This is a genomic window from Vibrio sp. M250220 (assembly GCF_036533795.1).
GTDB lineage: Bacteria > Pseudomonadota > Gammaproteobacteria > Enterobacterales > Vibrionaceae > Vibrio.
On the sequence record NZ_JATABI010000054.1, the window covers coordinates 1 to 23,998 of the forward strand.

A 23,998-nucleotide genomic window follows, 5' to 3' on the forward strand; every position below is an offset into this window, starting at 1 on the left:
TCGCTACTCGCTACTCGCTACTCGCTACTCGCTACTCGCTACTCGCTACTCGCTACTCGCTACTCGCTACTCGCTACTCGCTACTCGCTACTCGCTACTCGCTACTCGCTACTCGTCACTCGCCGCTCTAAGGCTGACTTCGCCACCAATATAACTTTCAAGCCCTTGTTCAGTTTCTAGCAAGACGGCGCCTTGTTCATTGATGCCGCGAGCAATACCAGTAATCTCTCTCGGGCCCATGATCAACTTAATCGGTCGGTCGATGAAGTTATCGAGGCGATTCCACCTTTCTACAAACCCTGCCATGCCCTTAAGCTCGTAGTCATTTAGGGCGGTATGAAGCGTCATAATCATAGTGATAGCAAGTTGGTTTCTATCGATTTCTTTGCTATTGCCTACTTCGCTTAAGCTTGCCCATGGCTGAGTGATACCTTCAGTGGATTCAGACATCATCAGGTTCATACCCATACCAATCACTAAGTTTGCAGCAGCGCCTGCTTGACCAGACATCTCTACCAGAATGCCAGCGAGCTTACGATCTTGATAGTAGAGGTCGTTTGGCCATTTCAGCTTCACGCCATTGAGCCCCATCTCTTCTAGAGCTTCAACGATAGCGACACCAACCACTAGGCTTAGCCCCATCGCCGCAGCCATGCCAGCATCTAATCGCCAATACATCGAGAGGTACAGATTTGAACCAAATGGAGAAATCCATTCACGCCCACGGCGACCGCGACCTTTGGCCTGATATTCCGCTAAACACACAGATCCTGATTCAAGGCTGTCAGTGCGGTCGAGAAGATATTGGTTGGTCGAATCAATGATTGGAATCAGTTCTACAGGGGTAGAAAGAGCCTGATTAAGAGTCTCCTGATCGAGTAACTGCATTGGCTTAGCAAGCTGATAACCTTTGCCTTGCACCCGAAAAATATCAACCCCCCAATCTTGAATACCTTTAATGTGCTTACTAATCGCAGCGCGAGAAACGCCAAGTTGTTCACCTAGCTCTTCGCCGGAGTGAAAGCCACCTTGAGAGAGTGTTTTTAGAATCGATAACTTGACCGAATGCTCTTTCATTGTGCTTTCTCCAAAATCTCTTGCAGATTGGTTTCTTGTTGTGAGCCCATAAATCTTACTTCGTGTTCAAGCTCAATTTGATAGCGATTAAGCACTTCAGAGCGAACTTTAGCTGCCAACTGAATAACATCAGACGCTGTTGCGTTGTCTTTATTGACTAACACTAGAGCCTGCATAGGGTGTACTTGTGCACCGCCTATCCTGATGCCTTTAAGCTTACATTGATCAATCAACCATCCGGCTGCGATTTTCATCCCTCCGTCAGCAGGGTAGGCAACGATATCTGGGAACAGCTGTTTGAGGAGTTCAAAATGTGATTGAGGGATCACCGGGTTCTTGAAAAAGCTCCCCGCGTTACCTGTCACGTTTGGATCTGGAAGTTTCTCCATACGAATCTGGCACACACGCTCAAAGATATCTTGAGCGGTTGGAGTATTTGGTTCGAGGGATTTTAGCGGGCCATACTCAATTTGAGGTTGCCATTGTTTGGCTAACTTTAGCCCTAGCGCAACAATGACTGCTTTACCATGCAGCTGATGCTTGAATATTGAGTCTCGATAACCAAAATTGCACTCCTCATTAGTGAGGCGCTGAATACTAAAGCTATCGAGGCAAAGGATATCGACATATTCACACACATCTTTCAGTTCAACACCATAGGCTCCGATATTTTGGATTGGAGCACTGCCAGCACAACCAGGAATAAGAGCAAGATTCTCCAATCCTGCATAGCCATGATTGACGGACCATTCAACAAGTGATGGCCAATCTTCTCCACCAGCAATATGCAGATGCCAATGCGTTGCAGACTCAGTCACTTGCTTGCCGACAATTCTATTGAGTATCACCACACCATGATAAGGCTCAGTAAAAAGCATATTGCTGCCTTTACCTAGCATCAACTTGGGTAGCTGTTTCCATTGCGGGTTTTGATAAACCTGCTTTATCTCTTCAGTAGAGTTCACCTCAACAAGGAAGTCACACTGCTGTGAGATAGAGAAAGTATGGTACGGATGGAGGTCGGCGTTAGCTGTAATTTGCATTGGTTTCGTTGAGTAATCTAAACTGCGAGCATTCTACCTCAAATTGAAGCTTGGTGATAATGAGCCCTCTGCATATAGAAGTATTAGATCCGATTAAACTGCCGCTCGTAGCTCGCTTATATAAATCTTATTACCCATCAGGGAAAGCTAAAAAAGATGAATTGGTACTCGCGGGGTATATCGATCAGCAAATTGTCGCGGTGGCTCGCTTTCGTCAGATAGAAGAGTGTCGATTGTTGACAGGTATGTTAGTGATTCCAGATTTGAGAGCAAAGGGGTTAGGGCATCACTTAATGAACTATTGTGAGCAGCAGGTGTTGGCCAATCAGGATTATTGCTTCGCTTATCAACATCTTGAATCGTTTTATGGTCAGCATGGCTTTAAGGCGGTGGACTTATCAGCACTGCCAAACACGCTGAGAAATTTATTCGAACGATACAGCCGAAGCAAAAAACTTATCCCAATGCAGTATGTGCCGTAACCTCCGAGTTAGTCCTGTAAAGCATTTGCTTTATTAATTGGTTGCTCCATAATATTTTTGTGGTTGAGGGAGCAAGCATGAAAAGTGTTGATTTAATTCTACAGACAATTAAAAAAGATGGAGCAGTCACGGCTAAGCAGCTTGCTGAGCAACTAAACATGACCACCATGGGAGCTCGTCAACACCTGCAAAGTCTACAAAAAGACGGCTTTTTGTCTTTTGAGGATCTGAAAGTAAAAGTCGGGCGTCCCACTCGTCATTGGTCCTTAACCCCACAAGGGCATGCTCAATTTGCTGACCGCCACAGTGAGCTGACTATCCAAGTCATAGAAGCGGTAGAAACACTGTTTGGTACCGAAGGGGTACAGAAAGTCGCCAATGAAAGGGAAGCAAAGACATTAGCCAATTATCAAGCTGAGTTAAGCCATTGCCCTGACGTGCTCTCTAAACTGACTAAGTTGGTGGAGCTGAGAAAGCAAGAAGGCTACATGGCTGAGCTTGAGCAAACTCCACAAGGTTATGTGCTAATAGAAAATCACTGCCCTATCTGTAAAGCGGCGACACGTTGCCCAAGTTTATGCCAGTCAGAACTGAATGTTTTTCAGAGTTTGCTAGGTAAAGATGTCTCTATTGAACGCTCCGAACATATCATTCAAGGTCAACGTCGTTGTGTATATTCCATTATGTAGCGAGTCTCTTTTCTTCAGAGTATTTGTGTTTAGCTGCATATTGAGCTGTCTTGATTTTGAGATTGATAGTTTTCGTAGTACGCGATTCCCCCTGCATTGACCTATCTTTAGGATAGGTCGTTAACCACAGGCTTTGCGTGTAAGGAGCTATTATGAGTTCACCACTAATCAATCAAACCTTGCCCTCTTTTGATGAATTAATGGCACTCGCACAAAATAATCCTGAAGCATTTACTCAGTTCAAGCACGACATGTGTGAGGAAATGATTTTGTCTGCCTCGAAAGAGATGCAGGATCGTTTGTGGGCGCAGCAAAGCCATATCGATCGTGTTGTCGGTAGCTGTAAAAATCCCAACCATGCCAATGTCGTGCTGATGCGCGAACTTGTCTCACAAATGGTCAAGTTTCAAGATGTGCTCGATGGTGATGTGACAGACCTAGATAATCAACCTACAGCACAGGTGATTCCTTTGGATGATTGGCGGTGATTAGTGTCCAACTCTCTAGCAATGTCATAACGTATTATGACAGTCTCACTGATTCAGAAATAAGTATTGAGCTTCGAGTTTCGAGCTTTGAGTTTCGAAGAGTTACTGTCGCATTAAATCAGTTGACATGAGCTGTCGCCTCCATAAAATTTTTCGCCACTCGCCACTCGCCACTCGCCACTCGCCACTCGCCACTCGCCACTCGCCACTCGCCACTCGCCACTCGCCACTCGATGAACATTCGTCCATTACACGACCGAGTTATCGTAGAACGCCAAGAAGTTGAATCTAAGTCAGCGGGTGGTATCGTTCTGACTGGTTCTGCTGCAGAGAAATCTACTCGCGGCGTTGTACTAGCTGTGGGTAAAGGCCGCATCCTAGAAAACGGTACAGTACTACCGTTGGACGTTAAAGTTGGCGATACAGTTATCTTCGCTGAAGGTTACGGTACTAAAACTGAAAAAATCGACGGTAAAGAAGTGCTAGTGATGTCAGAAAACGACATCATGGCAATCGTTGAGTAATAGCAATCATTGAGTAATTTTTTGCTCAGGTTCAATTTGAAATCATTAAACAGAATTTAGACAAGGAAACTAAAGATGGCTGCTAAAGACGTTAAATTTGGTAATGACGCACGTATTAAGATGCTAGAGGGTGTGAACATTCTAGCTGATGCAGTAAAAGTCACTCTTGGCCCTAAAGGCCGTAACGTTGTACTAGACAAATCTTTCGGTGCACCAACAATCACTAAAGATGGTGTCTCTGTTGCGCGTGAAATCGAGCTTGAAGACAAGTTCCAAAACATGGGCGCACAGATGGTTAAAGAAGTTGCGTCTCAAGCGAACGACGCAGCGGGTGACGGTACAACGACAGCAACTGTTCTTGCGCAAGCAATCGTAAACGAAGGCTTAAAAGCAGTTGCAGCGGGTATGAACCCAATGGATCTTAAGCGCGGTATCGACAAAGCTGTCATTGCAGCAGTTGAAGAGCTAAAAGCACTGTCTGTTGAGTGTAAAGACACAAAAGCGATCGCTCAGGTTGGTACTATCTCGGCAAACTCTGATGCAACTGTGGGTAACATCATTGCTGAAGCGATGGAAAAAGTCGGCCGCGACGGTGTCATTACTGTTGAAGAAGGTCAGGCTCTACAAGATGAGCTAGATGTTGTTGAAGGTATGCAGTTTGACCGCGGTTACCTGTCTCCTTACTTTATCAACAACCAAGAAGCGGGCAGCGTAGATCTAGAAAGCCCATTCATCCTACTAGTCGATAAGAAAGTATCGAACATTCGTGAACTTCTTCCAACGCTAGAAGCGGTAGCGAAAGCATCTCGTCCACTACTTATCATTGCTGAAGATGTTGAAGGTGAAGCTCTAGCGACGCTAGTAGTGAACAACATGCGTGGCATCGTAAAAGTAGCGGCGGTTAAAGCACCTGGTTTTGGTGACCGTCGTAAAGCGATGCTTCAAGATATCGCTATCCTAACAGGCGGTACAGTGATCTCTGAAGAAATCGGTCTAGAGCTAGAGAAAGTCACTCTTGAAGACCTAGGTCAAGCTAAGCGTGTCACTATCACTAAAGAAAACTCTACTATCATCGATGGTGCTGGCGAAGAAGCAATGATTCAAGGTCGTGTTGCTCAAATTCGTCAACAGATCGAAGAAGCAACTTCAGATTACGACAAAGAGAAACTACAAGAGCGCGTAGCTAAGCTAGCTGGTGGTGTTGCAGTGATCAAAGTTGGTGCAGCGACTGAAGTTGAAATGAAAGAGAAGAAAGACCGCGTTGAAGATGCACTTCATGCAACTCGCGCAGCGGTTGAAGAGGGTGTTGTCGCTGGTGGTGGTGTGGCTCTTATTCGCGCAGCATCTAAAGTTGCTAACCTAGAAGGTGACAACGAAGAACAAAACGTTGGTATCCGCGTAGCTCTACGTGCAATGGAAGCGCCAATCCGTCAAATCACTAAGAACGCCGGCGATGAAGAGTCTGTTGTTGCGAACAACGTTCGTGCAGGTGAAGGTAACTACGGTTACAACGCTGCAACTGGCGAATACGGTGACATGATTGAGATGGGTATCCTAGATCCAACTAAAGTGACTCGTAGCGCACTACAGTTCGCAGCATCAGTTGCAGGTCTAATGATCACAACTGAAGCTATGGTGACTGACCTACCACAAAAAGATTCAGCTGCTATGCCTGATATGGGCGGCATGGGTGGTATGGGTGGCATGGGCGGCATGATGTAAATCCTCCCTAAGCTACTTAGCTACTGCATAAACGGAGACTTCGGTCTCCGTTTTTTTGTCCGCTAGTTATTAAGGTGCTGATGTACATAATCTCTAATAAACGGCACTACTTCAGCTTCAAACCAAGGATTTTTCTTCAGCCATAAGGTATTGCGTGGTGAAGGGTGCGGTAAAGGCAGATACTTTGGTGCCCAGCGGTGCCATTGCTGCACGGTTTCTGTCAGTGTCTTAGGTTTGTCGCTGAGATAGTAGTTCTGCGCGTACTGACCGATCAGTAATGTCATGCCAACATTAGGCAACTGATCCAGAATAAATGTATGCCACTGCGGGGCACACTCTTTCCTTGGTGGTAAATCACCGCTGTTACCTTTTCCCGGGTAGCACAGACCCATTGGCATTATCGCGACCTTGCTGGCGTCGTAAAACGTTTCGCTATCAAGATCTAACCATTCTCTGAGTCGGTTACCACTTGGATCATTCCACGGGATTGATGTTTCATGTACCCGTGTTCCGGGTGCCTGACCGATAATCAGCAGACTGGCGGATTTGGAAGCCTGAATAATAGGGTTAGCGCCCAGTGGTAACTCAGGTTCACATAGCCGACAGGCTCTGACTTGTTGCAGTAGCTCATCTAACATTGGTTGTTACCTCTGTTTTAGTACCCTTTGTCGGTAGCAACGATATTATTGAGACTAAATCCATCCCGCCAACATTGAAAGTTGTCTGCGAAAATCTCGACCACCTGCTCTGGGAAACTCAATGCTGCGATGTGAGGCGTCACCGTGATACTGCTATGGCTCCAGAAAGGGTGAACCTGCGGTAAAGGCTCTTGTTCAAACACATCTAAGAATGCGTGTTGGATATGTCCTTGCTCAAGTGCGTTGACTAATCCGGACTCCTCAACGACGGTACCGCGGCCAACATTAAATAGCAGAGCACCTTGGCAGTGCGATAAGCTCTCTTGGTTGAGGATATGTCGAGTTTCAGGCGTATTCGGTAGTGTATTAACGACAATATCGGCTTCTTGCAGGGCAGTGGTCAGTTCTTGAGTATGGTAGGTTGCTGTAAAAGGGGAGTGTTTTGTCGGTATACCGCTGCGATTCACTCCGATAGGGACAATAGCAAAACTTTTGGCAACCTCTGCAAGATGGGAACCAATGGAACCTGTGCCGAGAACAACCATTTTTTTGCCACTTAGAGATTGGTATGGCATTGGTTGCCAGTTAGAGCCCTGTTGCTCGGTATGATAGTGATAAAAATGGCGCTGATAAGCAATGCTATAACCAAGTACATACTCAGAGATCTGCTGACCAAATATTCCTTTTACATTGGTCAATGGGCCTGTAAAACCGTTCAAATGTGGAAGCAACGCATCAACACCAGCATAGATAGATTGGATCCACTCCAGTTTTGGGAACTGATCAAGGCATTTTGCCGCCATTGGCGGAGAGGCGAGTAGGATCGTTGCCTCGTCGCGTTTTTGAGTAACTTCTAAGTCATCTAGCTGCGCGGATTCAAGTAGCTTGAGGTAATAAGTGTCATCTTCAGTGAGAAGGTAAACTTTATGAGTGAAATTGTTCATCGCCTTGCTTTTTTCCCTGTTGGTTATCAAGTACACTTTCCGCTGTCTAATTCAGCAACTAGGTCAACAGACCCAAAGAGTCTCTATGCTACAGAATCCTCTTCAGCTTCGCCTTGAGAAGTTAGAACCATGGAAACAGATTACCTTTATGGTGAGCTTGTGTGAACGTATGTATCCAAACTTCGCAATGTTTTGTGAAAGCACCAAGTTTGCCGAAGCGCGAATTTATCGTGATATTTTGGATAGTATTTGGGAACAGTTAACCGTTAAAACCGCCAAAGTGAACTTTGAGCGCCAGCTAGAAAAGTTAGAAGAAATTATTCCTAGCTCAGAGGATTTCGACTTCTATGGTGTTTATCCAGCCATTGACGCGTGTGTGGCTCTGTCCGATCTTCTTCACGGCTTGCTAGATAGAGACTACCTGTATGAAAACATGCATAAGGTTAGCCAACAATCTGTAATGACGGTTGCTCAACTAGAAGAAGCGCAAACGGGTGAAGAGATTACTAACGAAAACCAGAAAGAGAATGAAGCGGTTTGCGGTGAATGGGATGTGCAATGGGCAATCTTCCGTCCACTTCGTGAAGCAGAAGAGCGTGATATTGAGTTGATTAAAGACTTACGTTTTGAACTGCGTGATGAAGGTGTCAGTAATATAGGTATTGAGATCTAGAAAGCCGCGAGTATCTAGCTTCTAGCTATGAGTAAACAGGAAAAAGAGAAGGGTTGACATAAAACGTCAACCCTCTTTCTTTTCGCTACTCGCTACTCGCTACTCGCCACTCGCCACTCGCTACTCGCTACTCGCTACTCGCTACTCGCCACTCGCTACTCGCTACTCGCTACTCGCCACTCGCTACTCGCTACTCGCTACTCGCCTTTTCGTCATCATCGCGACTTTCGATAACGCCGTGGGTTTTCTTCCACTTCTCCCAGCGTTCAAAGGCCAGCTCCTGCATATCCGTTGCACGGTCAGCTTCGTCAACAATCTCTTCACCAACTAAGTGCTCGAAAACGTCTTCAAGGGTTAAGATCCCTTGAATCGTACCGTATTCATCGACCACCATGGCCAGTTGCAGGCGCTTTGCCATCATTTGTTCAAAGGCTTTTGGTAGCTTAATGGTGTTGAGCAGAACATGTACTGGGCGCATTGCTGCACCGAGTTGTTTTTCTCCACTACCAGCGTGTTGCAGTTTGAACAGTTCGAGGCGGTGCACAAAACCAATAATGTTGTCCGTAGACTGGCTGTAGACCAGAGGACGAGAAAACGGCGAATCTTTATGACGGTCAAGAAACTCATTGATTGTCATTTCTGCATCAACGCGAAAAACCACTGGGCGAGGGGTCATGACCTGTGTGACAAGTACATCTTGAATACCCAGAAGGTTGTTGAGCATCTTTGACTCACCTTCCGCAAACTCTCCGCTCTCTCGCGCAAGAATCGCCATCGCTGACAACTCGTCACGCATTTTTGGTGCTTGATGCCCTCGAGATAGGCGTTTGGTTATCTGCTCTGAGAACCACACAAACGGTGTTAGCGACCATACCATCCAGCGCAGTGTCGTCGCTGCAGCTGGTGCTAATTGACGCCAGTACGTCGCACCAATGGTTTTCGGGACGATCTCAGAAAAAACAAGTATGCCGAGCGTAAGAACACCAGAGAAAACGCCTAGCCATTGACTCCCAAAGACGACGGCTGCTTGAGCACCTGCGGTTGCTGCGCCGATGGTGTGGGCAATCGTATTAAGCGTCAGGATCGACGCTAGTGGTCGGTCGATATCTGTTTTTAACTTAGCCAATGAGGTGGCAGCAGGGTGGCCTTGCTGACGCAATTGGGCGATATAACTTGGTGAGATACTCAGAAGAACCGCTTCTAAAACGGAGCAGATAAACGATACGCCAATCGCAACAGAGACGTATATTGTTAGCAGAAACATAAATGTCCTATGTGGTTTTATACACTCATCAAATTTTGCATGAAAAGGGTCAATTTTCATGCCTGCGCATTATCGATGTGAGCATTTTCTATTCGCTTTAAGTCCCGAAATATCAGGCTTTACGGGCTATTGCATGCTTATAAATAAGGCTAAAGATGGTTAAAAACAAGTATTAAGTTTCTCTGTCACAGTAACAAATTGTGAGTTAATGCTCAGATTATGGTTAAAAGTACGTCATGAGAGCTAAAGATCGCTTACAAACCTTTGCCAGATAGGGCATTTATGATTTAGAGTGAGTGGAATTCGATAACCTATGAGAAGGGAAACCTAATGAACAAGACCCAATTAATCGACTTTATCGCAGAGAAAGCTGATCTATCTAAAGCACAAGCTAAAGCTGCTCTTGAAGCAACTATTGAAGGTGTGACTGGTGCACTGAAAGAGGGTGACCAAGTTCAACTAATTGGTTTTGGTACATTTAAAGTTAACCACCGTGCTGCACGTACTGGCCGTAACCCTAAAACAGGTGCTGAGATCCAAATCGCAGCGGCAAATGTACCGGCATTCGTAGCAGGTAAAGCACTGAAAGATTCAGTGAAATAATTAAGTACCGATTTCAGAGTCAATCGCTCTAGATTGTATATAATGCGTCAAGGTAGTCCCTATCTTGGCGTATATTTGTTTTATGAAGATGAAAAAATTACTAGCCCCTTCACTAATCGCTTCTTTACTTATCGGTTGCTCTTCTAGCATACCGACACCAAACCTTGACCAATATTCTGATTATACTGGCGGCCAGACTATTGGTGATGCTACTAGCTTATATTGGTATACCGAAAAGTTGAGCTTCCCATTTACTGCGGCTGATTATGTCAGTGCGGGCGACTACGGCTGGTATCAGACAGGCTATCGCTGGGATGAAGGCCAACTTCGAGAATTGATTCGTGAGGGAGAGCAATTAAAAGACAATAAAGCGCTAGTGCCATATCGTATCCATTTACGTTTCAATAAAGATGGTGAGGCGGTTTATCAACAATATCGGCTTGATGGACGTGTACTGCCGCTCAAATCTGAGAAATTAGCTTGGTTGAAACAAGAAGCGCTGAACATTTCCAATGTCACTAAAGGGCAGAGTCGAGACGGTTTAGCTCTTATTCAAGGCTATTGGGATGGTTCGACGTTTGATACTTGCTCAGGAAAGAGTTACTCAGAAGTTGAGTTTAACGAAACTTTGCCGAGTTTTGTCGTCAACCGCCTATCCACGATTGACAGCTACGCGGCATTCCTTGGCACTACTCGTGGCAATCGAATCGTTGCTAGTGAATTGCTGATGCTTGCAGATGATAGTCATGACTGTATCGAACGTCCGAGTCTGATTGAAGAGTAACTGTTAGACAGCGACACTAGCCGTCGGTGATGGCCAGAATAAACAAAAGGCTTGGTATTGATGGCCAAGCCTTTTACGTTTTAGAAGCTAGAAGCTAGAAGCTAGAAGCTAGAAGCTAGAAGCTAGAAGCTAGAAGCTAGAAGCTAGAAGCTAGAAGCTAGAAGCTAGAAGCTATTTCCCTTGCTCGCGTTCAATCGCTCTGTAGCCGATGTCATTACGATGGAACATTCCGTTCCAGCTAACTTGTTTAGCAAGTGCGTACGCGCGTTCCTGAGCCTCTGAGACACTATTTCCAAGCGCCGTCGCGCATAGAACACGGCCACCGTTAGTGACCACATCGCCATCAGCATTGTTGGTTGTGCCAGCGTGGAAGATTTTCTCTCCTTCCTGCTCATTCGCTGGGAGAGAAATGACATCACCTTTCGCATAATCACCCGGGTAGCCACCTGCTGCCAGCACCACGCCGATAGAAGCGCGAGGATCCCACTTAGACTCAGCTTCATCTAGCTTTTCGTCGATTGCCATCAAGCAAAGCTCAACAAGATCGGACTCCATACGCATCATGATTGGTTGCGTTTCTGGATCACCGAATCGACAGTTGTATTCGATCACTTTTGGCGTGCCTTCTTGGTCGATCATTAGACCGGCGTAAAGGAAACCTGTGTACGGTGCACCTTCAGCATCCATCCCACGAACGGTTGGGTAGATAACCTCTTCCAAGATTCGCTCATGAATTTCAGGAGTAACCACTGGCGCAGGAGAGTAAGCACCCATACCACCGGTATTCGGGCCTGTGTCTTTGTCACCGACACGCTTGTGGTCTTGGCTGGTGGCCATTGGCAGTACGCTTTTGCCATCGACCATAACGATAAAGCTAGCTTCTTCACCGTCGAGAAACTCTTCAATGACAACACGACTACCTGCTTCACCAAACGCGTTACCCGCCAACATGTCTTTAATCGCTTCTTCCGCTTCTTCTAGCGTCATTGCAACAATAACGCCTTTACCAGCGGCTAGGCCGTCAGCTTTCACGACGATAGGTGCGCCTTGCTCACGAACATAAGCAAGTGCTGGTTCAATTTCAGTGAAGTTTGCGTAAGTAGCCGTTGGAATATTGTGGCGTGCTAAGAAGTCTTTGGTGAAAGCTTTAGAACCTTCCAGCTGAGCAGCGGCTTGCGTAGGACCAAAGATAGGCAGACCCGCTTCACGGAAAGCGTCAACCACACCGATTACTAATGGAGCTTCAGGGCCGACAATAGTCAGCTCAATCTGTTTTTCTTTCGCAAAAGCGACCAGCTCAGAAATACTCTCAACGCCGATGTTGACGTTCTCAAGCTTAGGCTCAAGTGCTGTACCTGCGTTACCTGGTGCAATAAAAACAGTTTCTACATTTGGGTTTTGTGCCGCTTTCCAGCCAAGAGCATGTTCACGACCACCAGAACCAATAATCAATACGTTCATTTTAAATCCTTCAATCAAATTGCTTAGCTTCGAATATCGAGTAGCGAGCTTCGAGTGATTGTTGTTAACCGTACTCGCTGCTCGCGACTCTGCGCGAAGCGCTCTAGCTTCTTTTTAGTGGCGGAAGTGACGCATACCCGTAAAGATCATCGCCATACCGTGCTCGTCTGCGGCTGCGATAACTTCGTCATCACGCATAGAGCCGCCTGGTTGAATTACACACTTAATGCCCGCTTCTGCTGCTGCATCGATACCATCACGGAATGGGAAGAATGCATCTGAAGCCATTACACAGCCTTCGACTTGCAGACCTTCGTCAGCCGCTTTAATACCAGCGATTTTTGCTGAGTAAACTCGGCTCATTTGCCCTGCGCCAACACCGATAGTCATGTCGCCTTTTGAATAAACAATCGCGTTTGATTTAACGTACTTCGCAACTTTCCAGCAGAAAAGAGCGTCTTTTAGCTCTTCATCTGTCGGTTGGCGCTTCGACACGACTTTAAGGTCATCTAGGCTTACCATGCCTTGATCGCGGTCTTGAACCAGAAGGCCACCATTAACACGTTTAACATCAAAACCTGTCGTCTTGGTTGACCATTCACCACACTCAAGTAGACGAACGTTTTTCTTCGCTGCAACCACTTCAATCGCTTCAGCGGATACAGACGGTGCGATAATCACTTCAACGAACTGGCGCTCAACGATAGCCGTTGCTGTTTCAGCATCGAGCTCTTTGTTGAATGCGATAATGCCGCCGAATGCAGACGTTGGGTCCGTTTTGTATGCACGATCGTATGCCTCTAGGATGTTGCTACCGAGTGCTACACCACATGGGTTAGCGTGCTTAACGATGACACAAGCTGGCTCGTCGAACTCTTTAACACACTCTAGTGCCGCATCAGTATCGGCAATGTTGTTGTAAGAAAGCGCCTTGCCTTGGATTTGGCGTGCAGTCGAAACGGACGCTTCTTCTGGGTTCGCTTCTACATAGAAAGCGGCATCCTGGTGGCTGTTCTCACCGTAGCGCATATCTTGCTTCTTGATGAACTGCTGGTTGAAAGTGCGAGGGAATTTGCTCTCTTCATCACCTTCTTTGCTTACGGTTTCAGGGGAAGCACCGTAAGATGGAACCATTGTGCCGAAGTAGTTAGCGATCATGCCGTCGTAAGCAGCCGTGTGCTCGAATGCGGCAATCGCTAGATCGAAGCGAGTTTCTAAGGTTAGAGAGTTATCGTTAGCATCCATTTCTGCGATAACACGCTCGTAATCGTGAGCATTAACCACGATCGTTACGTCTTTGTGGTTTTTAGCAGCAGAACGAACCATTGTTGGGCCACCGATGTCGATGTTTTCAACCGCGTCAGCTAAGGTACAACCTTCTTTAGCAACGGTTTCTGCGAACGGGTAGAGGTTAACGACTACGATGTCGATAGGGTTGATGCCGTGCTTTTCCATCACATCATCATCTTGACCTCGACGGCCAAGCACACCACCGTGAACTTTAGGGTGTAGAGTCTTAACACGACCGTCCATCATTTCTGGGAAACCAGTGTAGTCTGATACTTCTGTAACAGAGATCCCTTTCTCTGCTAGTAGGCGAGCTGTACCACCAGTGGATAGAATATCAACGCCACGGTTAGCAAGAGCTTGGGCAAACTCAACAATACCAGTTTTGTCTGATACGCTGATTAGGGCGCGGCGAATAGGACGAGCGTTAGTCATGCTTCCATTTCCTCAAAGTCACAGAGTTAATATATAAATAAAGATATTTGCCAAAAATGAACTTGTTCTTACGCTTTACTAGGTAAATAGCAGTAAAATATTGGCCAGTTTTGGTAAAGACCTTTCCAGCATTGGCTGGTGATAGACTAGTCTCTGAGTTTGATGGCGCACATTCTAACTAATTTATTAAAAAAAAGCTCGCGCAATCGTTTGGCATCGCAAAATTAATTGCAAAAAGCTCGTCTTTTGACTTAAAAAGTAATGAAACAGTTAATAGGAAAAGTTATGTTTCAGATCGGTGAACTGGCAAAACGGTGTAATGTCACCGCAGATACTCTGCGATTTTATGAGAAAAACCAACTGATTAAGCCTGCTGGGCGAAGTGAGTCTGGCTACCGCTTATATAATCAACAAAACCAGAATCAGGTCAGCTTTATCCTAAAGGCGAAAGATCTGGGTTTGAGTCTTGATGAGATTCGTGAATTGTTAGAGATAAAGCTAGAAGCAACAGAACATAGTTGTGCCGAAGTGAAAGCGATTACGAGTGCAAAGCTGAACTTGATTGATGAGAAAATTGGTGAGTTACAACGGATACGCAGTGCGTTGAAAAAAATCAATGATGCCTGCTGTGGGCATGTTGATGATGATGCGAGTCATTGTTCGATTCTCGGTGCGTTAGCCAGTGAAGAAAAGTGATCCCACTCGGCGATACAAGGTGGCGTTAAGACGCGCGACGGATATTCGCTTTAAGCTCGGTTGTGTTTTTAATTTGAGGCAGGTTGTCGTAGTAGAGAGTAACCTGGTTGCGACCAGTCTGCTTTGAATAATACATCGCCTTGTCTGCCTGAACCATCAACTCGCGAACGGATGAGACTTGAGCGTTGAGTTCCGCAATCCCAATACTTACAGTAGGCAAGATAATATGGCCATCAACATGGCAAGGTGTGGATTCTATGGATTCGCGAATTCGCTCTGCGATGTCATAAGCTTGAATCGCATTCGTGTGGGCTAAAAGCACCCCAAATTCTTCTCCACCTAAACGACCAATATAATCGCTACCGCGAATCATCTCACGGCAGATGTGTGCTACTTGAGTAATCACTTCATCACCAGAAAGGTGACCAACTTGATCATTGATTTCTTTGAAGTGGTCAATATCAATCATTAAACAAGAGAGCCCTTGCTCTGAAGGGGAATGAAACTCTCGCTCTAAATGCAGCATAAAAGCACGGCGATTTAAGATTCCTGTGAGTTCATCGGTTTCAGCGAGCTTCTTTAACTCCAGTTCTTGTTGACGAGCGAGAGTGGTTTCTCGCTCCTGCCACATAATGTATTTGGAGCCGTTTGTCAGAGTGATGGGCTTGAGCGTGGCTTCGAACCATCGCTCTTCGACACCACGCCATGCATCCAATTCTTCAATAGAAGACATAAGTAACTGACATGGAGTAACCGAGTAGCGAAGCTGAGTCGTTTGGTTGGATTTAAACGTTTGCTTTAAGCTCTGTTTCACGTTTTCAGCAATGTGTGGAGGTACCATCTCGCTGAATGTTAGGTCTAGATTATCCGTGCTGTAAGGGGGAATTTGAACCGCACCACCAAAACTCTCCAAGATGCGACCACACTCATCAAGGATCAGCAGTCGATCTGGCAGCTCTCGTAGCATCAGGCTTAGCCATTCTTCCCTTTGCATATCAGCCATGTAGCTTAGTCCGAACAAAAAACGTAATTTTGCATTATATCCGGAGTGTTGCACTAAGCAATCGTATTAGATCACAGAATGACGAATGGTTAATCAGTTCATATTGTTACGATCAATGAAAAAGCCGGGCTCACAATGTGAGCCCGGCTTTTAAATCAAGAAAGGTAATGAACGATTAGTTCATGCCGTATTTCTTCAGTTTCTTGCGAAGAGTACCGCGGTTGATACCCATCATAGTTGCTGCGCGAGTTTGGTTACCGCGAGTGTACTGCATGATGGTATCTAGTAGTGGCTGTTCAACTTCAGCTAGAACTAATTCGTATAGTTCTGTGACTTCTTGACCGTTTAATTGAGCCAAGTAGTTTTTAAGAGACGCTTTAACAGAGTCACGTAAAGGCTTCTGAGTGATCTGGTCTTGTGACGTTACTGTAGTTACTGTTAATGCTTCTGAAGTCAGATTTTGTTCGAACATATTCGGTCTAGCTCTTCTCTTAATTATGATGCAACGTTAACCCGTAATAACTGAAGCCTTAGCTCCAATTATTTAGGCCTTATCAAAATACTCTTCTAATGCTTCAAGCTGTAGCTCTGCTACATCGATAGCATTGAAGGCATGGCGAAACTCACTTGCCTGTTCATGCTCTTTTAGATACCAGCCAACGTGCTTACGCGTGATACGTGGACCTAAATACTCACCATAGAAACTATGTAGAGCATTGACATGACCAAGCAGGATGTCTTTCACTTCCGAAATCGGGAGATCAGGCATCGTGGTGCCGTTTTCCAAAAAGTGTTGGATTTCCTGAAAAATCCACGGACGACCTTGGGCTGGGCGTCCAATCATTAAAGCGTCTGCACCGGTGTACTCCAGTACATACTTAGCTTTCTCTGGGCTATCGATATCACCGTTAGCAATAACCGGAATAGAGATCGCCTGTTTTACCGCTTTAATGCTGTCATATTCGGCCTCACCTTTGTACATGCATGCTTTGGTACGCCCGTGAAGGGCTAAAGCTTGTATGCCGCAGTCTTCGGCTAATTTAGCGATTTGGACACAGTTTTTGTTGTCTGTATCCCAGCCCGTGCGGGTTTTCAATGTCACAGGGACATCGACTGAATTAACAACAGCTTTCAGAATATCTTCGATGATATCTGGGTACTGGAGTAATGCAGAGCCAGCGAGCTTTTTATTCACTTTTTTTGCTGGGCAGCCCATGTTGATATCGATGATCTGTGCACCGTTCTCAACACTAAACTGAGCAGCGTCGGCCATAAGCTGTGGGTCGGCTCCGGCAATTTGTACAGAGCGAATGCCCGATTCGCCTTCGTGTACCATGCGTTGCTTGGACTTAGACGTTTTCCAAAGTTTAGGATTTGAGGACATCATTTCACTGACGGCCATTCCCGCACCATAGCGGAGACACAACTCACGGAATGGTCTATCTGTCACGCCAGCCATTGGGGCAACGATGAGATTGTTCTTAAGTTGGTAGTTTCCGATTTTCAAAACGTCTTCACAGTTTAATGGTCAACAAACCTATAGCAGGGCGCGCATTTTACGCATTTTTTAGCGCCGTGAAAAGACTAATATTTGAGCATTTACAATTTGTTTTAGTAAAATGCCAAAAAATCAGTCAATTAGCTTGCAAAGTCTTGTCTAGCCTTGCTTTCGACCAGAGATGCGACACCATTCACTTTGCTCTTTGATAGGATCAATGTGAAGCTCATCACGGTAATAATTCGCAACATCTTCAGCTTGCGTATCCAGCACACCAGACATCGCAAGGTGACCATTTGGTTTCACTAATGACTTAATAATTGGTGACAGTTCACGTAGAGGAGCGGCCAAAATGTTCGCAACAACGACATCCGCGATCAGACCGTCAGGCTGATCTTGAGGTAGGAAGACTTCAAGTTGTTCAGCAACACCATTTCGCTCCGCGTTATCTTTTGATGCTTGCAGAGCTTGAGGATCAATGTCGATCCCGATAACTTTTTCTGCACCAAGCTTGATCGCAGCGATCGCAAGAATGCCAGAGCCACAACCAAAATCGATGACTGTTTTACCGCTTAAATCTAGCCCTTCAAGCCACTCGAGACAAAGAGCCGTCGTTGGGTGAGTCCCCGTACCAAATGCTAGGCCTGGATCGAGCAGTACATTGACTGCGTCTGGCTCTGGGATATCACGCCAGCTTGGACAGATCCATAAGCGCTCGCCAAACTTCATCGGGTGGAAGTTATCCATCCATTCGCGTTCCCAGTCTTTATCTTCGAGCTGTTCTACTTTGTAGGCAAAGCCTTCAGCAAGTAAATTGCTTAGCTTTATTTGCTCAATAATAAAGTTGCTGTCTGCTTCTGCGTCATACAGTGCGAGGATATCAGTATCACCCCAAAGGCGCGTTTCCCCCGGAAGAGGCTCAAATACAGGCGTATCGTGAGCGTCTAAAAACGTGACAGACAGGGCTCCAGTCTCTTCCATTAGCATGTCACCGATTTGTTCGGCGTTTTCATTGGTCGCGTTGAGTTTAATTTGAATCCAAGGCATGGGTATGTGCTCTTAAAAGTAAAATTTGCGCAGAGTTTAGCAGATATCTGCTGAGATTATAGACGTAAACAAAAAATGCTCACCGAAGTGAGCATTTTTAAAATAGTTGCTAGTTGCTAGTTGCTAGTTGCGAGAGACAATGTATTCTCGTAGCTCGTAGCTCGTAGCTCGTAGCTCGTAGCTCGTAGCTCGTAGCTTACTGTAGCCCCAGCTTCTTCTCTAGGTAATGAATGTTGGCACCACCATGTTGGAAGTTATCATCATTCATAATGCTTTCTTGAAGCGTGATGTTAGTTTTGATGCCTTCAACGATCATCTCGCCTAACGCGTTCTTCATGCGAGCGATGGCTACGTCGCGGTTCTCACCGAATGTGATCAGTTTACCGATCATTGAATCGTAATGAGGTGGTACCGTGTAGCCAGTGTAGATGTGTGATTCCCAACGAACACCCATACCGCCAGGAGCATGGAAGCGTTCGATCTTACCTGGTGAAGGTAGGAAGCGCACTGGGTCTTCTGCGTTGATACGACACTCAATGGCGTGGCCACGGATCTTGATATCATCCTGAGTGAACGACAGAGGTTGGCCCGCAGCAACACGAAGCTGCTCTTTGATTAGGTCAACGCCAGTGACCATTTCAGTTACTGGGTGCTCTACCTGAATACGAGTGTTCATTTCGATGAAGTAGAATTCGCCGTTTTCGTACAGGAACTCAAACGTACCCGCGCCGCGGTAACCGATTTCTAGACATGCACGTGTACAACGTTCACCGATGTATTTACGCATCTCTTCAGTGATACCTGGTGCTGGAGCTTCTTCCACAACCTTCTGGTGACGACGCTGCATCGAACAGTCACGTTCACCTAGGTGGATCGCACCGCCTTGACCATCAGCAATAACCTGAACTTCAACGTGACGAGGGTTCTCAAGGAATTTCTCCATGTAAACCATGTCATTGTTAAAGGCTGCTTTTGCTTCTGCGCGAGTCATAGCGATAGCTTCAACCAACTCGCCTTCTGAGCGTACAACACGCATACCACGACCACCGCCGCCACCAGAAGCTTTGATGATCACTGGGTAACCAATTCGCTTAGCGTGCGCTTTGTTTTTGGCTTGATCGTCGTCTAGTGGGCCGTCAGAACCTGGTACACAAGGTACGCCCGCTTTTTTCATTGCAGTGATAGCAGAAACCTTGTCACCCATCATGCGAATAGTGTCTGCTTTAGGACCAACAAAAATAAAACCGCTGCGTTCTACTTGTTCTGCGAAGTCTGCGTTCTCAGATAGGAAACCGTAGCCTGGGTGAATCGCAACTGCACCTGTTACTTCAGCCGCAGAGATGATGCGAGGGATGTTTAGGTAGCTGTCGATACCGCGAGCAGGGCCGATACAAATCGATTCATCTGCAAGCAGTACGTGCTTTAGGTCACGGTCAGCTGTTGAGTGTACAGCAACCGTTTTAATACCTAGTTCTTTACATGCACGAAGGATTCGAAGAGCAATTTCTCCTCGGTTCGCGATGACTAATTTATCTAGCATAAGAGAGAGCCTCTATTATTCGATAACAACAAGTGGTTGGTCGAATTCAACTGGTTGGCCGTCTTCAACTAGGATAGCGGTAACAACACCAGACTTGTCAGCTTCGATTTGGTTCATCATCTTCATCGCTTCAACGATACAAAGAGTGTCGCCAGCTTTTACAGTTTGACCAACTTCTACAAATGACTTCGCATCTGGACTTGGAGAACGGTAGAACGTACCTACCATTGGAGAAAGAACTTGGTGACCCGCTGGTACCGCAGGTGTTGCTGCTGGCGCAGGAGCCGCCGCTGCAGGTGCAGGTGCGGCTGCCGCTACAGGAGCAGGCGCTGCTGCATAGTGAATCGGTGCAGGCATTGCAGTGCCGTTACGGCTGATGCGTACCGACTCTTCACCTTCAGAGATTTCTAGCTCAGCAATGCCAGACTCTTCTACTAACTCGATAAGCTTCTTGATTTTACGGATATCCATCTTTTCTTTCTCTTTTATCTTGTGAATAAGACAGCTCATATTGAGCTGCAGAGTGTTTATTTACTTTGATAGTAACTGAGTTACTTTGCCTGCAATTTATTAATAGCAGCAGACAGAGCGAATTCGTAACCTTGTGCGCCTAAGCCGCAAATGACACCTTCTGCCTTATCAGAAAGATAAGAGTGGTGACGGAATGGCTCACGTGCATGTACATTTGATAAATGCACTTCGATAAATGGGATAGCCACGCCGAGCAGTGCATCACGCAGCGCCACACTAGTGTGAGTGAAGGCGGCTGGGTTGATGATAATAAAGTCGACGTTATTGTATGCAGCATGAATGGCTTCAATTAGCTCATATTCACGGTTTGACTGGAGGTGTTGAAGTTCAACGCCGGCTTCGTGAGCTTGTTTGGTTAACGTATCGACAATCTGTGGTAGGCTTTGAGAGCCGTAATGAGCGGGCTCGCGTAGACCTAACAGGTTTAGATTTGGACCATTTAAGACAAGAATGCGTGATTTTGCTGTCATTATGCTGCCATCTTCCTACTTCATGATATGAACTGGAATATTCCCATATTATCGCTGATTCAGCATGCTTATTTTGTTAAAAACAACACTGGATCTTTGAAATAGACCCAGATTATAGCCAATTCAGCGCAAATCGCAGCAATTTACTGGTCTAATCTCCCACCTTGGACGTCGTTTTTTGTAACCGAGGTAACATTTTTAATTCAGTTGGGTCAGTGAAACGCTCGTTTTGACAGGCTTAGAAACAACAAAACCGCCACGATGTGACGGTTTTGTTGTATAGGAGGAGGGGGAATTACGCGAGTTCTGCTTTTTCTGCAATGAGCTTCTCAACCACACTAGGATCGGCCAATGTTGATGTATCACCTAGGTTGCTGGTATCACCGGTTGCAATCTTACGCAGAATTCGACGCATGATCTTACCTGAACGAGTCTTCGGCAGAGAGTCTGTCCAGTGCAGTACATCTGGAGTCGCGATTGGACCAATCTCTTTACGTACCCAGTTTTTCACTTCAGCATGCAGTTCTGCACTTGGGAATTCACCGTCATTTAGGGTGATGTAAGCGTAAATTGCCTGACCTTTGATATCGTGTGGGATACCAACAATTGCGGCTTCCGCAATCTTGTGGTGAGCAACAAGCGCTGATTCAATCTCAGCAGTACCCATACGGTGACCTGACACGTTTAGTACGTCATCAACACGACCTGTGATCCAGTAGTAACCGTCTTCATCACGACGAGCACCGTCACTAGTGAAGTACATACCTTTAAAGGTAGAGAAGTAAGTTTGTTCAAAGCGTTCGTGGTCGCCGTAAACGGTACGCATTTGACCTGGCCATGAATCAAGAATGACTAGGTTACCGTCAGTCGCGCCTTCGATGATGTTACCCATGTTATCGACTAGGGCAGGCTGCACACCAAAGAAGGGACGGGTCGCTGAGCCAGGTTTTAGGTCTGTTGCCCCTGGTAGTGGAGCGATCAAGATACCGCCAGTTTCTGTTTGCCACCAAGTATCAACGATTGGTGAGTTCTCATTACCGATGGTTTTGTAGTACCACTCCCAAGCTTCAGGGTTAATAGGTTCTCCCACAGAGCCCATGATGCGAAGGCTGCTACGAGACGTACCTTCTACCGCTTCGTTGCCTTTCGCCATTAATGCACGAATGGCTGTTGGCGCAGTGTACAGAATGTTTACTTGATGTTTATCAACTACTTGGCTCATTCGGTTGGTGTTAGGATAGTTTGGTACACCTTCGAACAGAATGGTTTTTGCCCCGTTTGCTAGCGGGCCGTAGATGAGGTAAGTATGACCAGTGATCCAGCCCACATCCGCTGTACACCAGAAAGTTTCGCCTGGTTGGTAATCAAAGACGTATTTGAACGTCATTGCGGCATACACTAGGTAACCACCCGTTGTGTGTAGTACACCTTTTGGTTTACCTGTTGAGCCGGATGTGTAGAGAATAAAGAGTGGATCTTCTGCTTTCATCTCTTCAGGTGGGCAGTCAGACGAGACGCTTGCTGTTGCTTCATGCCACCAAACATCGCGATGCTCGTGCCAGTCAATGTCACCGCCCGTACGCTTCATAACGATGACTTTTTCGATGGTTTTCACCTCTGGGTTGGTGAGTGCTTCATCGACATTTTTCTTCAGTGGTACTGCGCGACCACCACGTACGCCTTCGTCAGCGGTGATGACGACTTTAGCATCAGAGTCGATAATACGGCCTGAAAGTGCTTCAGGAGAGAAACCACCAAATACCACAGTGTGTACGGCACCGATACGAGTACAAGCAAGCATGGCAACGGCCGCTTCAGTGACCATTGGCATGTAAAGACAGACAACATCACCTTTGCGTACGCCTTGTTCTTTAAGTGCATTTGCGAACTCACAGACTTCTTTGTGTAGTTCTTTGAACGTGAGTGTTTTGTCATCGTTTGGATCGTCGCCTTCCCAGATGATGGCAATATCATCGCCACGCTCAGCTAGGTGACGGTCAATACAGTTAGCGGATACGTTAAGCGTGCCATCTTCGAACCAACGAATGTCTACGTGGCCTGTGTCGAAAGAGGTATTTTTAACCTGAGTGAATGGCTTGATCCAGTCGACAATTTTGCCGTGCTCACTCCAGAAGCCAACAGGGTCTGTGACAGATTGCTGGTACATGGCTTGGTAAGTATCGTTATCCGCGTGTGTGTTTTTCTTGATGTTCTCTTTTACCGGATAAATATGGGCTTCACTCATTGCTTGTCTCCTTGTTGCTTAATTCAGTGTGAATCGAGCAATTGTCCGTTTAAAACGAGAAGGTCACCTGACCTCGACGTTGTAAAATCCTTATGCCTATAACTTTCAATCACAGGAGTAGATTCGACAATTAGACTTTAGGATGATAGGAAGAATTCTGCTTAAAAATTAGCGATCTATGTTTGAAATTGGGATTTAAATTGGCCTTTTTACTCGCTTCTGTAGGGGAGGCTAAGACTAGGCAGATCACCTTTTGTCAGGCGAACGAAGACCAAGGCAGCAGAAATGGCATCTTGAAGTGCGTCGTGCTTATCTTGGATTGGCAGATCTAAATGGCGGCAGATCGCGTCGAGACTGAGATCAAAATACGCGTTGGGTAAATGCTTTTCTAACTTGTCGTGATAAATCTGGCTGACTTCGATCAACGGATTTGGCAATGGAAATCCTAGCTGTTTAAGACAGGCTAAATCGAGTATTTTCTTATCGTAACGAATGTGATAGCCAACCAGAGGTCGATTGCCAATAAAATCTAACAGTTGAATAAGGGCTTGTTTTTCATCGATACCATCAGCGAGATCTTGGTGGCGTATCTTGTGGATTTTGACTGAGCCAGAATCAAGGGACTGAGGAGCACGCAGTCGCACCTCAAATGGTTTGCTGGTGATGATTCGGTTATCGATGATTGTGGTCGCGGCAATCGTTACTAGTTCTGCACGATTAGGATCCAAACTGGTTGTTTCACAATCGAGCGAAACATATTCGCCTTTTTTAACAGAGGCAAATAGCGGCTGATAAGGCGAGCCTTTAAGTTTGTAATACCAGTAACGGCGGACTATCCAGTTCATCGCAAAGCC

At 46.1% G+C, this 23,998-nt stretch carries 26 protein-coding genes; 9 read left to right on the forward strand and 17 right to left on the reverse strand.

Translation table 11 applies throughout. From position 1 onward, the window contains the following. Nucleotides 1–108: 108 nt before the first annotated feature. A complete protein-coding gene (gene birA, locus QTN94_RS16660) occupies nucleotides 109–1,077 on the reverse strand; it encodes a bifunctional biotin--[acetyl-CoA-carboxylase] ligase/biotin operon repressor BirA (protein ID WP_331428303.1) in 969 nt (322 codons plus the stop codon). Beyond that, on the reverse strand, nucleotides 1,074–2,120 hold the full coding sequence (gene murB, locus QTN94_RS16665) for a UDP-N-acetylmuramate dehydrogenase (RefSeq protein ID WP_138972988.1): 1,047 nt from the start codon (nucleotides 2,118–2,120) through the stop codon (nucleotides 1,074–1,076). Before murB ends, birA begins: the two co-directional genes overlap by 4 nt. A 59-nt stretch (nucleotides 2,121–2,179) precedes the next feature. Here murB and QTN94_RS16670 point away from each other — a divergent pair, with 59 nt between their 5' ends. The 3 genes from QTN94_RS16670 to QTN94_RS16680 all read left to right on the forward strand — a co-directional run bounded on the left by QTN94_RS16670 (nucleotide 2,180) and on the right by QTN94_RS16680 (nucleotide 3,779). Next, the gene (locus tag QTN94_RS16670; RefSeq protein WP_331428304.1) at nucleotides 2,180–2,602 is read left to right on the forward strand and encodes a GNAT family N-acetyltransferase; all 423 of its coding nucleotides are present in this window, start codon (nucleotides 2,180–2,182) and stop codon (nucleotides 2,600–2,602) included. Nucleotides 2,603–2,679: 77 nt separating this feature from the next. Beyond that, on the forward strand, nucleotides 2,680–3,291 hold the full coding sequence (locus QTN94_RS16675; protein WP_331428305.1) for a helix-turn-helix transcriptional regulator: 612 nt from the start codon (nucleotides 2,680–2,682) through the stop codon (nucleotides 3,289–3,291). Between the two features lie 152 nt (nucleotides 3,292–3,443). Further along, on the forward strand, nucleotides 3,444–3,779 hold the full coding sequence (locus QTN94_RS16680; RefSeq protein ID WP_331428306.1) for a DUF3135 domain-containing protein: 336 nt from the start codon (nucleotides 3,444–3,446) through the stop codon (nucleotides 3,777–3,779). A gap of 118 nt (nucleotides 3,780–3,897) precedes the next feature. On the opposite strand, the gene QTN94_RS16685 is transcribed toward QTN94_RS16680, so the two are convergent. Then, nucleotides 3,898–4,020, reverse strand: a complete 123-nt coding sequence (locus QTN94_RS16685; RefSeq protein ID WP_331428307.1) for a hypothetical protein — start codon at nucleotides 4,018–4,020, stop codon at nucleotides 3,898–3,900. On the opposite strand from QTN94_RS16685, the gene QTN94_RS16690 reads away from it, so the two are divergent. Both QTN94_RS16690 and groL read left to right on the forward strand, forming a co-directional pair. Continuing rightward, nucleotides 4,013–4,303, forward strand: coding sequence for a co-chaperone GroES (locus QTN94_RS16690; protein WP_004410737.1), 291 nt, complete (start codon nucleotides 4,013–4,015; stop codon nucleotides 4,301–4,303). The genes QTN94_RS16685 and QTN94_RS16690 overlap by 8 nt on opposite strands. A gap of 75 nt (nucleotides 4,304–4,378) precedes the next feature. Further along, a complete protein-coding gene (gene groL, locus QTN94_RS16695) occupies nucleotides 4,379–6,025 on the forward strand; it encodes a chaperonin GroEL (RefSeq protein ID WP_331428308.1) in 1,647 nt (548 codons plus the stop codon). Between the two features lie 62 nt (nucleotides 6,026–6,087). Here groL and QTN94_RS16700 read toward each other — a convergent pair whose 3' ends face one another. Together QTN94_RS16700 and QTN94_RS16705 are read right to left on the reverse strand one after the other, a co-directional pair. Continuing rightward, entirely contained in the window at nucleotides 6,088–6,663 is a 576-nt protein-coding gene (locus tag QTN94_RS16700; RefSeq protein ID WP_331428309.1) for a uracil-DNA glycosylase family protein, read from the reverse strand. A gap of 17 nt (nucleotides 6,664–6,680) precedes the next feature. Next, on the reverse strand, nucleotides 6,681–7,607 hold the full coding sequence (locus QTN94_RS16705; RefSeq protein ID WP_331428310.1) for a D-2-hydroxyacid dehydrogenase: 927 nt from the start codon (nucleotides 7,605–7,607) through the stop codon (nucleotides 6,681–6,683). A gap of 85 nt (nucleotides 7,608–7,692) precedes the next feature. Here QTN94_RS16705 and QTN94_RS16710 point away from each other — a divergent pair, with 85 nt between their 5' ends. Continuing rightward, complete coding sequence (locus QTN94_RS16710; protein ID WP_138972995.1) at nucleotides 7,693–8,280, forward strand: YjaG family protein; 588 nt, start codon at nucleotides 7,693–7,695, stop codon at nucleotides 8,278–8,280. Nucleotides 8,281–8,470: 190 nt separating this feature from the next. Here QTN94_RS16710 and QTN94_RS16715 read toward each other — a convergent pair whose 3' ends face one another. Beyond that, nucleotides 8,471–9,544 carry a hemolysin family protein gene (locus QTN94_RS16715; protein ID WP_331428311.1) on the reverse strand — a complete coding sequence of 358 codons (1,074 nt, stop codon included), beginning with the start codon at nucleotides 9,542–9,544 and terminating at the stop codon, nucleotides 8,471–8,473. Between the two features lie 330 nt (nucleotides 9,545–9,874). Between QTN94_RS16715 and hupA the strand changes: the two genes are divergently transcribed. Both hupA and QTN94_RS16725 read left to right on the forward strand, forming a co-directional pair. Beyond that, nucleotides 9,875–10,147, forward strand: a complete 273-nt coding sequence (gene hupA, locus QTN94_RS16720; protein ID WP_331417599.1) for a nucleoid-associated protein HU-alpha — start codon at nucleotides 9,875–9,877, stop codon at nucleotides 10,145–10,147. Between the two features lie 88 nt (nucleotides 10,148–10,235). Continuing rightward, nucleotides 10,236–10,931, forward strand: a complete 696-nt coding sequence (locus QTN94_RS16725; RefSeq protein ID WP_331428312.1) for a DUF1481 domain-containing protein — start codon at nucleotides 10,236–10,238, stop codon at nucleotides 10,929–10,931. 171 nt (nucleotides 10,932–11,102) lie between these two features. Here the strand turns inward: QTN94_RS16725 and purD are convergent, their stop codons facing one another. Both purD and purH read right to left on the reverse strand, forming a co-directional pair. Continuing rightward, nucleotides 11,103–12,392, reverse strand: coding sequence for a phosphoribosylamine--glycine ligase (gene purD / locus QTN94_RS16730; protein WP_331428313.1), 1,290 nt, complete (start codon nucleotides 12,390–12,392; stop codon nucleotides 11,103–11,105). 114 nt (nucleotides 12,393–12,506) lie between these two features. Then, the gene (gene purH / locus QTN94_RS16735) at nucleotides 12,507–14,114 is read right to left on the reverse strand and encodes a bifunctional phosphoribosylaminoimidazolecarboxamide formyltransferase/IMP cyclohydrolase (protein ID WP_331428314.1); all 1,608 of its coding nucleotides are present in this window, start codon (nucleotides 14,112–14,114) and stop codon (nucleotides 12,507–12,509) included. Between the two features lie 285 nt (nucleotides 14,115–14,399). Between purH and zntR the strand changes: the two genes are divergently transcribed. Then, a complete protein-coding gene (gene zntR, locus QTN94_RS16740) occupies nucleotides 14,400–14,810 on the forward strand; it encodes a Zn(2+)-responsive transcriptional regulator (protein WP_138972999.1) in 411 nt (136 codons plus the stop codon). A gap of 25 nt (nucleotides 14,811–14,835) precedes the next feature. On the opposite strand, the gene QTN94_RS16745 is transcribed toward zntR, so the two are convergent. From QTN94_RS16745 to QTN94_RS16785, 9 genes are all read right to left on the reverse strand, one after another. Then, nucleotides 14,836–15,813: a GGDEF domain-containing protein gene (locus tag QTN94_RS16745; protein WP_331428315.1), complete on the reverse strand. Its 978-nt coding sequence runs from the start codon at nucleotides 15,811–15,813 to the stop codon at nucleotides 14,836–14,838. A gap of 175 nt (nucleotides 15,814–15,988) precedes the next feature. Further along, the gene (gene fis, locus QTN94_RS16750; protein ID WP_000462885.1) at nucleotides 15,989–16,285 is read right to left on the reverse strand and encodes a DNA-binding transcriptional regulator Fis; all 297 of its coding nucleotides are present in this window, start codon (nucleotides 16,283–16,285) and stop codon (nucleotides 15,989–15,991) included. 72 nt (nucleotides 16,286–16,357) lie between these two features. Beyond that, nucleotides 16,358–17,320, reverse strand: a complete 963-nt coding sequence (gene dusB / locus QTN94_RS16755; RefSeq protein WP_331428316.1) for a tRNA dihydrouridine synthase DusB — start codon at nucleotides 17,318–17,320, stop codon at nucleotides 16,358–16,360. Nucleotides 17,321–17,470: 150 nt separating this feature from the next. Beyond that, nucleotides 17,471–18,358 carry a 50S ribosomal protein L11 methyltransferase gene (gene prmA, locus QTN94_RS16760; protein WP_138973009.1) on the reverse strand — a complete coding sequence of 296 codons (888 nt, stop codon included), beginning with the start codon at nucleotides 18,356–18,358 and terminating at the stop codon, nucleotides 17,471–17,473. Nucleotides 18,359–18,554: 196 nt separating this feature from the next. Continuing rightward, complete coding sequence (gene accC, locus QTN94_RS16765) at nucleotides 18,555–19,898, reverse strand: acetyl-CoA carboxylase biotin carboxylase subunit (protein ID WP_331428317.1); 1,344 nt, start codon at nucleotides 19,896–19,898, stop codon at nucleotides 18,555–18,557. Nucleotides 19,899–19,913: 15 nt separating this feature from the next. Next, the gene (gene accB, locus QTN94_RS16770; protein WP_331428318.1) at nucleotides 19,914–20,369 is read right to left on the reverse strand and encodes an acetyl-CoA carboxylase biotin carboxyl carrier protein; all 456 of its coding nucleotides are present in this window, start codon (nucleotides 20,367–20,369) and stop codon (nucleotides 19,914–19,916) included. A gap of 80 nt (nucleotides 20,370–20,449) precedes the next feature. Further along, nucleotides 20,450–20,899, reverse strand: coding sequence for a type II 3-dehydroquinate dehydratase (aroQ, locus tag QTN94_RS16775; protein ID WP_269377069.1), 450 nt, complete (start codon nucleotides 20,897–20,899; stop codon nucleotides 20,450–20,452). 295 nt (nucleotides 20,900–21,194) lie between these two features. Next, a complete protein-coding gene (gene acs, locus QTN94_RS16780; protein WP_331417605.1) occupies nucleotides 21,195–23,144 on the reverse strand; it encodes an acetate--CoA ligase in 1,950 nt (649 codons plus the stop codon). Nucleotides 23,145–23,353: 209 nt separating this feature from the next. Continuing rightward, the gene (locus tag QTN94_RS16785; protein WP_331417606.1) at nucleotides 23,354–23,989 is read right to left on the reverse strand and encodes a 3'-5' exonuclease; all 636 of its coding nucleotides are present in this window, start codon (nucleotides 23,987–23,989) and stop codon (nucleotides 23,354–23,356) included. Nucleotides 23,990–23,998 lie beyond the last annotated feature (9 nt).

Coding starts and splice junctions, on each gene's coding strand:
- birA (WP_331428303.1), bottom strand. CDS start 1,077: ATGAAAGAGCATTCGGTCAAGTTATCGATTCTAAAAACACTCTCTCAA.
- murB (WP_138972988.1), bottom strand. CDS start 2,120: ATGCAAATTACAGCTAACGCCGACCTCCATCCGTACCATACTTTCTCT.
- QTN94_RS16670 (WP_331428304.1), top strand. CDS start 2,180: ATGAGCCCTCTGCATATAGAAGTATTAGATCCGATTAAACTGCCGCTC.
- QTN94_RS16675 (WP_331428305.1), top strand. CDS start 2,680: ATGAAAAGTGTTGATTTAATTCTACAGACAATTAAAAAAGATGGAGCA.
- QTN94_RS16680 (WP_331428306.1), top strand. CDS start 3,444: ATGAGTTCACCACTAATCAATCAAACCTTGCCCTCTTTTGATGAATTA.
- QTN94_RS16690 (WP_004410737.1), top strand. CDS start 4,013: ATGAACATTCGTCCATTACACGACCGAGTTATCGTAGAACGCCAAGAA.
- QTN94_RS16685 (WP_331428307.1), bottom strand. CDS start 4,020: ATGTTCATCGAGTGGCGAGTGGCGAGTGGCGAGTGGCGAGTGGCGAGT.
- groL (WP_331428308.1), top strand. CDS start 4,379: ATGGCTGCTAAAGACGTTAAATTTGGTAATGACGCACGTATTAAGATG.
- QTN94_RS16700 (WP_331428309.1), bottom strand. CDS start 6,663: ATGTTAGATGAGCTACTGCAACAAGTCAGAGCCTGTCGGCTATGTGAA.
- QTN94_RS16705 (WP_331428310.1), bottom strand. CDS start 7,607: ATGAACAATTTCACTCATAAAGTTTACCTTCTCACTGAAGATGACACT.
- QTN94_RS16710 (WP_138972995.1), top strand. CDS start 7,693: ATGCTACAGAATCCTCTTCAGCTTCGCCTTGAGAAGTTAGAACCATGG.
- QTN94_RS16715 (WP_331428311.1), bottom strand. CDS start 9,544: ATGTTTCTGCTAACAATATACGTCTCTGTTGCGATTGGCGTATCGTTT.
- hupA (WP_331417599.1), top strand. CDS start 9,875: ATGAACAAGACCCAATTAATCGACTTTATCGCAGAGAAAGCTGATCTA.
- QTN94_RS16725 (WP_331428312.1), top strand. CDS start 10,236: ATGAAAAAATTACTAGCCCCTTCACTAATCGCTTCTTTACTTATCGGT.
- purD (WP_331428313.1), bottom strand. CDS start 12,392: ATGAACGTATTGATTATTGGTTCTGGTGGTCGTGAACATGCTCTTGGC.
- purH (WP_331428314.1), bottom strand. CDS start 14,114: ATGACTAACGCTCGTCCTATTCGCCGCGCCCTAATCAGCGTATCAGAC.
- zntR (WP_138972999.1), top strand. CDS start 14,400: ATGTTTCAGATCGGTGAACTGGCAAAACGGTGTAATGTCACCGCAGAT.
- QTN94_RS16745 (WP_331428315.1), bottom strand. CDS start 15,813: ATGGCTGATATGCAAAGGGAAGAATGGCTAAGCCTGATGCTACGAGAG.
- fis (WP_000462885.1), bottom strand. CDS start 16,285: ATGTTCGAACAAAATCTGACTTCAGAAGCATTAACAGTAACTACAGTA.
- prmA (WP_138973009.1), bottom strand. CDS start 18,358: ATGCCTTGGATTCAAATTAAACTCAACGCGACCAATGAAAACGCCGAA.
- accC (WP_331428317.1), bottom strand. CDS start 19,898: ATGCTAGATAAATTAGTCATCGCGAACCGAGGAGAAATTGCTCTTCGA.
- accB (WP_331428318.1), bottom strand. CDS start 20,369: ATGGATATCCGTAAAATCAAGAAGCTTATCGAGTTAGTAGAAGAGTCT.
- aroQ (WP_269377069.1), bottom strand. CDS start 20,899: ATGACAGCAAAATCACGCATTCTTGTCTTAAATGGTCCAAATCTAAAC.
- acs (WP_331417605.1), bottom strand. CDS start 23,144: ATGAGTGAAGCCCATATTTATCCGGTAAAAGAGAACATCAAGAAAAAC.
- QTN94_RS16785 (WP_331417606.1), bottom strand. CDS start 23,989: ATGAACTGGATAGTCCGCCGTTACTGGTATTACAAACTTAAAGGCTCG.